This is a genomic window from Mesobacillus boroniphilus JCM 21738 (assembly GCF_000517385.1).
GTDB lineage: Bacteria > Bacillota > Bacilli > Bacillales > Cytobacillaceae > Mesobacillus > Mesobacillus boroniphilus.
Genome location: NZ_BAUW01000124.1, coordinates 1 through 8,616, shown reverse-complemented (window position 1 = coordinate 8,616; position 8,616 = coordinate 1). Strand labels below are relative to the sequence as shown.

Below are 8,616 nucleotides of genomic sequence, written 5' to 3'. Positions count from 1 at the left end.
CGCGATTATTGTGACAGCTTTCAGGTTACTAAGCCAAAAGCTGTCAAGAAAACGCAGTTATTGTGACAGGTTTCAGGTTTCAAAGCTTTCCGGTCAACTTCGCTAAACCTGTCTGAGCAGACGCGTGAATCAGATTAATCCAAGCTAATTTCCACCTGGATGCTGACAGAGGTATAGATGACCATTGACTTGATTTTCAGTTTATAACGCTTATCATTCACTTTAATGGATTTGTTTTCAATCACTCTGGTGATCAAGTCCCTGCTTTTGAAAACCGAATCGAGGTCCTTGGCAAGAAGCATGTTCAGCTGCCCCTTGATCTCCTCCTCGATCTCATAGATGCTAAGCGTATCAAGCTGCTTGTATTTTTTGTCATTGATGATCTTCACCTTGATCTCCTGGACAGTCAAATTCTCCTGGTTCTTTTCGTTTAACTCTTCGTAATCCTCCATCCAGATTTTGATATCGCTTTGCAGGTCGGCGATCTCATCTTTCTGTTGCTCAATTTTCTTCGCGTGTTTTTCCATCCATGCACCATTAATGTATAAAAATAATATCCAGCTAACTAGGGCACCAACTGCTACACCCGAAAAAAATCTCTGCCATTCAGGCCTGCGGTAATAAGGGGGAATTCTCATTTATACATGCTCCTGTGTCAGCCAGTTGATTAGCAGTGCACCAGTCTGTGCACCACCCATGGCTGTGAGTATCAACAAAAATTGCTTGAAAATATCTTTTGTTTCACCATTCAACAGCCCTCGTTCAAAGCTGTAGACGGTATCAAACGTACCGCCAATGGCGGCGATTATGGCCCATATCCGGATGGAACTTGAGAACCGGGCAATTTCCGTCATTAAAGGCTGTCCTGTCAAAAAAGCGGCCAATCCGCCAATCAACGAGCCGCCAAGCAATACACCAAGCGCGATAAAATAGGCTTCGAACAGATGCGACGCAAATGGCTGATTCAAATAAAACACCCTCTGTAAATGGTAGATTTTTTCCTCGTAATTCATCATATGGACAATCTGCATTTATTATGTTTAAACTTCCTTGAACAAATGAGAACATATTTTCTTTTTTTGCCTAAAAGCCTATAATGAAAGAAGATGAACCATTAAGGGTGTGAGAGAAATGCCATTTATTCACCTTCATGTCTATAGTGCATACAGTCTGCTCACGAGTACGGCGACAGTAGAGCAGCTAGTCCGCGATGCCAGGGCAAAAGGATATTCCGCACTCGCACTGACGGACCGCAATGTAATGTACGGAAGTGTCGCATTTTATAAAGAATGCCTGAGGAACTCGGTCAAACCACTGCTCGGCCTGACTGTTGACGTAGTCAGTCCCACTCTTAAGCACGAATCCTTCCCGCTTGTGCTGCTCGCAAAAAACAATGAGGGATTCCAGAACTTGATCAAGATTTCCAGTGCAGTACAGACGAAATCACCTGAGGGAATACCGGTAAAATGGCTGAAGCATTATGCTTCTGGCCTATTTGCAATAACACCGGGGACCCAGGGAGAAATAGAATATTATTTAACAAACGGTGAAAGAGAGCAAGCAATAAAGACGGTGGATCTCTACAAGCAGATCTTTGGCAGGGACAACTTTTACCTATCAATACAGGACCAGGGCCTGCCGGGGCAAAAAGAATTAGTTGGACAGCTGGCAAGGTTGGGCACGGAAACCCGCACTCCACTGGCTGCTTCCAATCAGGTGCATTATCTTGAAAAAGAAGATTCATTTGCGCAGGAGTGCCTGCTGGCAATCAGGAATGGTGAGAAACTTCAGGAGGATGATCGTGAAAAACTGGGCAGCAGTGAATTTTACTTAAAGCCAGCAAAAGAAATGGGCGAGCTGTTCTCAGAGTATCCTGAAGCATTGGAGAATACACTGAAGATAGCGGAGAACTGTAATGTCATGCTTGACTTTGAAACAAGGCATCTGCCAAAGTTCCCTGTCGATTCGGGAAAAAATGCAGATGTCATGCTTGAAGAACTGTGCTTTCAGGGCCTTGAAGAGCGATACGGAAATCCTGCCCAAAAACATATCGACAGACTGAAATATGAGCTGTCAATCATAAAGAAAATGAACTTCAGCGATTACTTCCTGATTGTATGGGATTTCATAAAATACTCGAGGGAAAGAGGTATCCTTATCGGACCGGGACGTGGTTCGGCGGCTGGCTCGATTGTGTCTTATGTATTGTACATTACCGATGCCGACCCGATTGAACATAAACTTCTCTTTGAAAGGTTCTTGAATCCAGAACGAATTTCGATGCCTGATATCGATATCGACTTCCCTGATAATCGCAGGGATGAGGTAATCGAATATGTTGCCTCCAAATATGGCGAGCTTCATGTAGCACAGATTGCCACTTTTGGAACACTCGCTGCGAAGGCAGCTGTAAGGGATGTTGGCCGCGTTTTCGGCTTGAACGCGAAGGAGCTCGACCGGCTGTCCAGGCTTGTGCCATCGAGACTTGGCATCACCCTGAAAGAAGCCATCAATGAATCTGCAGGCTTAAGGGATTTTATTGAAGAATCCTCTAAGAATAAGAGAATCCTTGAAACGGCAATCAAGCTCGAAGGTTTGCCGCGTCATACTTCGACCCACGCTGCGGGAGTCGTAATCAGCGAACAGCCACTTACAAATGTCGTGCCGATTCAATCCGGCCAGTCAAAAGTGTTCCTTACCCAATATTCTATGGACCACCTTGAAGAAATAGGTCTGTTGAAGATGGATTTCCTAGGATTAAGGAATCTGACTTTAATAGATTCAATCCTTCACTCCATCCAGCAAAAAACAAGGCGCAAGCTGGACATCCATGATATCCCGGTTGAAGATAAAGAAACATTCGAGATGCTTGGAAGGGGAGATACGACTGGTATTTTCCAGCTGGAATCCGATGGGATGAGAAAAGTACTTATAAGGCTGGGACCAACAAGGTTTGAAGATATTGTCGCAGTCAATGCGCTTTACCGGCCGGGCCCGATGGAAAATATCCCGCTGTTCATAGACCGCAAGCACGGAAGGCAGCCTATTGACTATTACCATAAGGATCTTGAACCAATCCTCCAGGATACATACGGGGTCATCGTCTATCAGGAGCAAATCATGCAGATTGCATCACAGATGGCAGGATTTTCGTTAGGTGAAGCGGACTTGCTGAGGAGAGCCGTTTCAAAGAAGAAAAAGGAAGTGCTTGACCAGGAACGTGAACATTTTGTGAATGGGGCTTTAAATAAAGGATATGACACGAAAACAGCGAATCTTATCTATGATTTGATTGTCCGATTCGCAAACTATGGCTTTAACCGGAGCCATTCGGTCGCATACAGTATGATAGCCTACCAGCTGGCGTACCTCAAAGTTCATTATCCGCTTTATTTTATGGCTGCGCTGTTAACTTCGGCAATCGGCAATGATGTGAAAATAGCACAGTATGCAAGAGAGCTGCAGCAAATGGAAATCAAACTTCTTCCTCCATCGATCAACAGAAGTGCTTTCAGCTTCCAGCCAGAGGGAGACGCCGTCCGGTACAGCCTGGCAGGAATCAAAGGAGTAGGAATTGCCTCTCTTAAGGAAATTTTTCAGGCGAGAAGAAACAAGCCGTTTAAAGATATATTTGACTTTTGTATCCGAGTGCCTCAAAAGGCAGCCACAAGAAAAGTACTCGAAGCATTGATTTATTCAGGTGCTTTTGATGAATTCGGACAGGACCGCGCTGTTCTTTTAGCGACGATAGATGTCGCGATTGAACACGCACAGCTGGTCGCTCCCGATGATTCCGGCCAGATTGATATGTTTGCTGAAGCAGAGTTTTCCCTGAAGCCAAAGTATACCCAGGTCGACCCGCTGCGGATTGAGGACAAGCTCAGCCTCGAAAAGGATGTTCTCGGAGTCTACTTATCCAAGCATCCGGCTTCAATCTACGAAAAAGAATTCAAGGCAGCAGGTGTTAAAAAGATTGCTTCGAAATCTTCGGGAAGCAAAGTGCGGCTTGGTGTTTATATCACAGAGGAAAAGAAAATCCGGACGAGAAAAGGTGAAGCAATGGCCTTCCTCACTATTAGCGATGCAAGCGGGGAAACAGATGCAGTTGTTTTCCCATCTGTATTTAAGCAGTATGGACATGTGTTGGGCCAGGGGAAAATGGCGCTGCTGGAAGGAAAGTTCGATGAACGCGAAGGAAAGAGTCAATTTATCGTGCAACAAGTGCTCGACCTTGAAAAAGCAGCAGAACAAAAAACGGTTCTATATTTGCGGATTGCTAAAGGAACGGATAGTGCTGGCAAGATGAACGAAATCAAAGCTTTATTGAAAAAACATCCTGGCGCTGTACCGGTAATAGTGTATAACGAAGAAACCGAGAAATCCCTTTTGCTGCCGGGTGAGTTCAGCATTAATGCAGAACGAGGAAGTCTGGGAGAATTGAATAAGATATTGGGTGACAATAATGTCGTCCTGAAAAATTAGTTCTTTACAAGTATAATGGATGTGTTATATTGGAAAAGGATATGTGTGGTCAGACCACTGTAGTAGGCAAACTTTTTTTATAACCAGGTGTTTTTTCGCAAATAATTGTCGTTTCTGGAAGAAATGCTGTCTTCATCATTCTCGCAGTTCATTGTTTCATAGCCGGAAATGTGCTAGACGAAAGCGCCAATCTTTGGCGAAGAAAGCCTATAACTAAGGAGTGGACCTGAGTTGACTTTACGTGAAGAAGCTTTGCACATGCATCGTGTGAACAAAGGAAAATTAGAGTCAAAATCAAAAGTGCCCGTAAGGAATGCGAGAGATTTGAGTCTTGCTTATTCTCCGGGTGTGGCGGAGCTTGCAAGGAAATATATGATAAGCCTGAAACCGTTTATGATTATACAATGAAAGGCAATATGGTAGCCGTTGTCTCTGATGGCACAGCAGTTTTGGGCCTTGGAAATATCGGTCCAGAAGCCGCGCTTCCAGTAATGGAAGGAAAAGCTGTTCTTTTCAAGAGCTTTGCTGGTGTTGATGCCTTTCCAATCTGTTTGAATACAACGGATGTTGAGAAAATTGTCGAGACTGTAAAACTCCTTGAGCCGACATTCGGTGGAGTCAACCTGGAGGACATTGCGGCGCCAAATTGCTTCGCTGTAGAAGAACGTTTGAAAAAGGAAACGAACATACCGGTATTCCACGATGATCAGCACGGAACTGCAATTGTAACGGTCGCTGGACTTGTGAACGCGCTGAAAATTGTCAGCAAAAAAATGAACGAAATTAAAGTGGTCGCAAACGGAGCAGGAGCAGCGGGAATTGCTATCATTAAGCTCCTATATTCATACGGAGTCCGTGATATCATCATGTGTGATACAAAGGGTGCGATCTATGAAGGCCGCCCTAACGGGATGAATGCGATCAAGGACGAAGTTGCTAAATTCACGAACCGTGACAATGTGGAAGGATCCCTTGCGGATGCGATAAAAGGAGCAGATGTGTTCATCGGTGTTTCTGTCGCTGGAGCGCTGACTGCAGAAATGGTCCAGACAATGAACAACGATCCAATTATTTTTGCGATGGCAAATCCAGTGCCGGAAATCATGCCAGACGAAGCAAAGGCAGCAGGAGCGGCAGTAATAGGTACAGGCCGATCCGACTTCCCTAACCAGGTGAACAATGTTCTTGCATTCCCTGGAATTTTCCGCGGTGCATTGGATGCCAGGGCTACCCATATCAATGAGAAGATGAAGGTGGCTGCAGTAGACGCAATCGCCAGCCTGATCGAGGAATCCGAGCTTTCGAGTGATTACGTCATCCCAGGCCCATTTGACCCGCGTGTAGCTCCTGCTGTTGCTGCGGCTGTAGCGAATGCAGCGATGGAAACGGGAGTCGCGCGCATTAAAGTGGATCCAGAAGAAGTCAAAGAGCGCACGAAGCGTCTGGCATTAATTGGAAAAGGTGAGTGATCTCTTAGTGGCACAGCCTGAAAAAAACACTAAAGTATATGTGGAAATCGTCAGGCAGCTAAGGGAAATGATTAATAAAGACGCTTAAAGCCAGGAGATAAAATCCCGTCCGAACGTGAACTTTCAGAGCGCCTGAATGCCGGGCGCTCCTCCGTTCGCGAGGCATTGCGCGCCCTCGAGCTTCTCGGTTTGATCGAGACGAGAAGAGGAGAAGGAACATTTATCAGGGATTTCCGCGGCAACCAGCTTGTCCAATTATTAAGCACCTTTATCCTGCAGGATGAAAAAGCTAAAGATGATGTGGTAGAAACAAAAAATATGATTGAAGTCGATTGTCTTTATCTTGCGGCTGAAAAGTTTAAGGAAGACGAAATCAAAAGATTAAAGGTCTGGATAGATGACCATAATTTTGAGGACGAGGAATTTTTCAGGAAAATTGCCGAACTTGCTGACAATCATCTTTTTTATCGTATCTGGTATATATTGAATGATTATTATGATGCACTTCAGCTGAAAGTATTGCCGGCTGAAAAAGCAGATTATCACAAACTGGTAGACTCACTTGAATCAAAAAGAGGAGACCTGATCCTCGAAAGGTATCGCATGCTGCGGAAAATGTCGACGGAATGACGACATGAAGTAACATCTTTTGTAGAAAGGATGTTATATACTTGTGGACATGCCTATGATGCCTGGAGGGCAGACTCTCTTTCTTTTTGAAATAGTGGTCTGGCCACTTAGTTCTTTGTTACTAAATTTAGGATATTACAAAATAACTAGCATTATTCGGAGGGGGTTATAACTTGCTTAAGGAACTTTTTACGAAAACGAAAAAGAAAAAGTATGCGACAATTCCTTCTGAAGCAGCGAAGCAGGATGTTCCTGAAGGAATCATGACGAAATGCCCTAACTGCAAGAAGATCATGTATACGAAAGAACTGAATAAAAATTGCAAGGTGTGTTTCCAGTGCGGTTACCACCATCAAATGAATTCAGCAGAGCGGATGGACAGCTTTCTCGATGCGGGAAGTTTCCGGGAGCTTGACCGCGAGATGGTTTCAGGCAATCCCTTAGGATTTCCAGGATATGAGGAAAAGCTTGAAAAGGACCGGGAAAAAACAGGATTAAATGAAGCGGTAGTGACCGGAATAGGCAGTGTGAATGGACTTGATGTCGCTATAGCAATCATGGATGCGACTTTCCGGATGGGAAGCATGGGTTCCGTTGTAGGTGAAAAGATTACGAGAGCGATTGAAAAAGCCGATGAATTATCGATACCATTTATCATTTTTACCGCTTCTGGCGGGGCAAGGATGCAGGAAGGTGTCCTGAGTTTGATGCAAATGGCGAAAACAAGCGTCGCATTGAAAAGATTCAGTGATAATGGCGGGTTGATCATCTCGATTATGACTCACCCGACAACAGGGGGAGTTTCCGCGAGTTTTGCTTCGCTTGGCGACTACAACCTTGCAGAACCTGGAGCTTTGATCGGCTTCGCAGGAAGAAGGATCATTGAACAGACAATACGCGAAGAGCTGCCAGAAGACTTCCAGACATCTGAATTCTTGCTGAAGCATGGACAGCTTGATGCAGTGATCTCGAGAACGGAATTAAAGGAAAAAATCTCAGGAATACTTGAAATCCATCAGCCAGGAGGGACTTTCGAATGGCAGGAGAACTAGAATTTGAGAAACCAGTAATGGAGCTCAGGAAAAAATCAGTGAGCTCAAGGAATTCACGAAGAATACGGACGTAGATCTTACGGCTGAAATTGATAAATTGGAAACAAGACTGCAAAAGCTTGAATCTGAAATTTACGAGAACATGAAACCGTGGGACCGTGTGCAGATTGCCCGCCATCCTAATCGCCCGACAACGCTTGAATATATCTCATTGCTGTTTACTGACTTCTTTGAATGTCATGGTGACAGGTCATATGGAGACGATGAAGCAATTGTTGGCGGTATCGCCAAGTTCCATGGCTATCCCGTGACCGTTATCGGCCATCAGCGTGGGAAAGATACAAAGGAAAATATCCGCAGGAATTTTGGCATGCCGCATCCGGAAGGTTACCGGAAGGCTCTCCGTTTGATGAAGCAAGCTGAGAAGTTTAAGCGTCCGATTATTTGCTTCATCGATACGAAGGGGGCTTACCCTGGAAAAGCGGCAGAAGAGCGTGGCCAGAGTGAGGCGATTGCCCGCAATCTATTCGAGATGGCAGGACTCACCGTACCGGTAATCTGTGTGGTCATTGGTGAAGGCGGAAGCGGAGGAGCATTGGCGCTTGGAGTCGGCAATTACATTCATATGCTGGAGAACTCCACGTACTCTGTAATCTCGCCTGAAGGAGCAGCAGCTATTTTATGGAAAGATTCTACTCTGGCAAAAAAAGCTGCCGAAACAATGAAGATTACCGCACCAGACCTTAAAGGGCTTGGGATCATAGATGAAATCATTCCCGAAGTAAAGGGCGGGGCACATAAAGATCTAAAACAGCAGGCGAAGTATATGGATAAAGTTTTAAAAGACTCGATGTCCGAATTGCTTGTTCTGGACGAAGAGACACTCCTGAGCCAGCGCTACGAAAAATATAAACGAATTGGAGAGTTTTCGTTTCCGACTGAATTTATAGGGGTAAAATAAAACGTGCGAAACAGCACGTTTT

Annotated in this window: 5 protein-coding genes and 2 pseudogenes; 5 read left to right on the top strand and 2 right to left on the bottom strand. The window is 44.9% G+C overall.

Annotation, left to right across the window (positions count from 1 at the left end; translation table 11 throughout):
- Positions 1–134: 134 nt before the first annotated feature.
- Both ytrI and ytrH read right to left on the bottom strand, forming a co-directional pair.
- Positions 135–638, bottom strand: coding sequence for a sporulation membrane protein YtrI (gene ytrI, locus JCM21738_RS19960; protein WP_023627011.1), 504 nt, complete (start codon positions 636–638; stop codon positions 135–137).
- Positions 639–1,016, bottom strand: coding sequence for a sporulation membrane protein YtrH (gene ytrH, locus JCM21738_RS19955; RefSeq protein WP_051391376.1), 378 nt, complete (start codon positions 1,014–1,016; stop codon positions 639–641).
- A gap of 115 nt (positions 1,017–1,131) precedes the next feature.
- Between ytrH and dnaE the strand changes: the two genes are divergently transcribed.
- From dnaE to accA, 5 genes and pseudogenes are all read left to right on the top strand, one after another.
- Positions 1,132–4,482 (top strand): DNA polymerase III subunit alpha, encoded by a 3,351-nt coding sequence (gene dnaE / locus JCM21738_RS19950; RefSeq protein ID WP_023627013.1) that lies wholly within the window; start codon positions 1,132–1,134, stop codon positions 4,480–4,482.
- Positions 4,483–4,713: 231 nt separating this feature from the next.
- Positions 4,714–5,951: pseudogene (ystJ, locus tag JCM21738_RS19945) on the top strand (NADP-dependent malic enzyme).
- 102 nt (positions 5,952–6,053) lie between these two features.
- A complete protein-coding gene (locus JCM21738_RS19940; protein ID WP_052019817.1) occupies positions 6,054–6,581 on the top strand; it encodes a FadR/GntR family transcriptional regulator in 528 nt (175 codons plus the stop codon).
- A gap of 173 nt (positions 6,582–6,754) precedes the next feature.
- On the top strand, positions 6,755–7,633 hold the full coding sequence (gene accD, locus JCM21738_RS19935; RefSeq protein ID WP_023627016.1) for an acetyl-CoA carboxylase, carboxyltransferase subunit beta: 879 nt from the start codon (positions 6,755–6,757) through the stop codon (positions 7,631–7,633).
- Positions 7,618–8,594: pseudogene (accA, locus tag JCM21738_RS19930) on the top strand (acetyl-CoA carboxylase carboxyl transferase subunit alpha). Before accD ends, accA begins: the two are co-directional and overlap by 16 nt.
- Positions 8,595–8,616 lie beyond the last annotated feature (22 nt).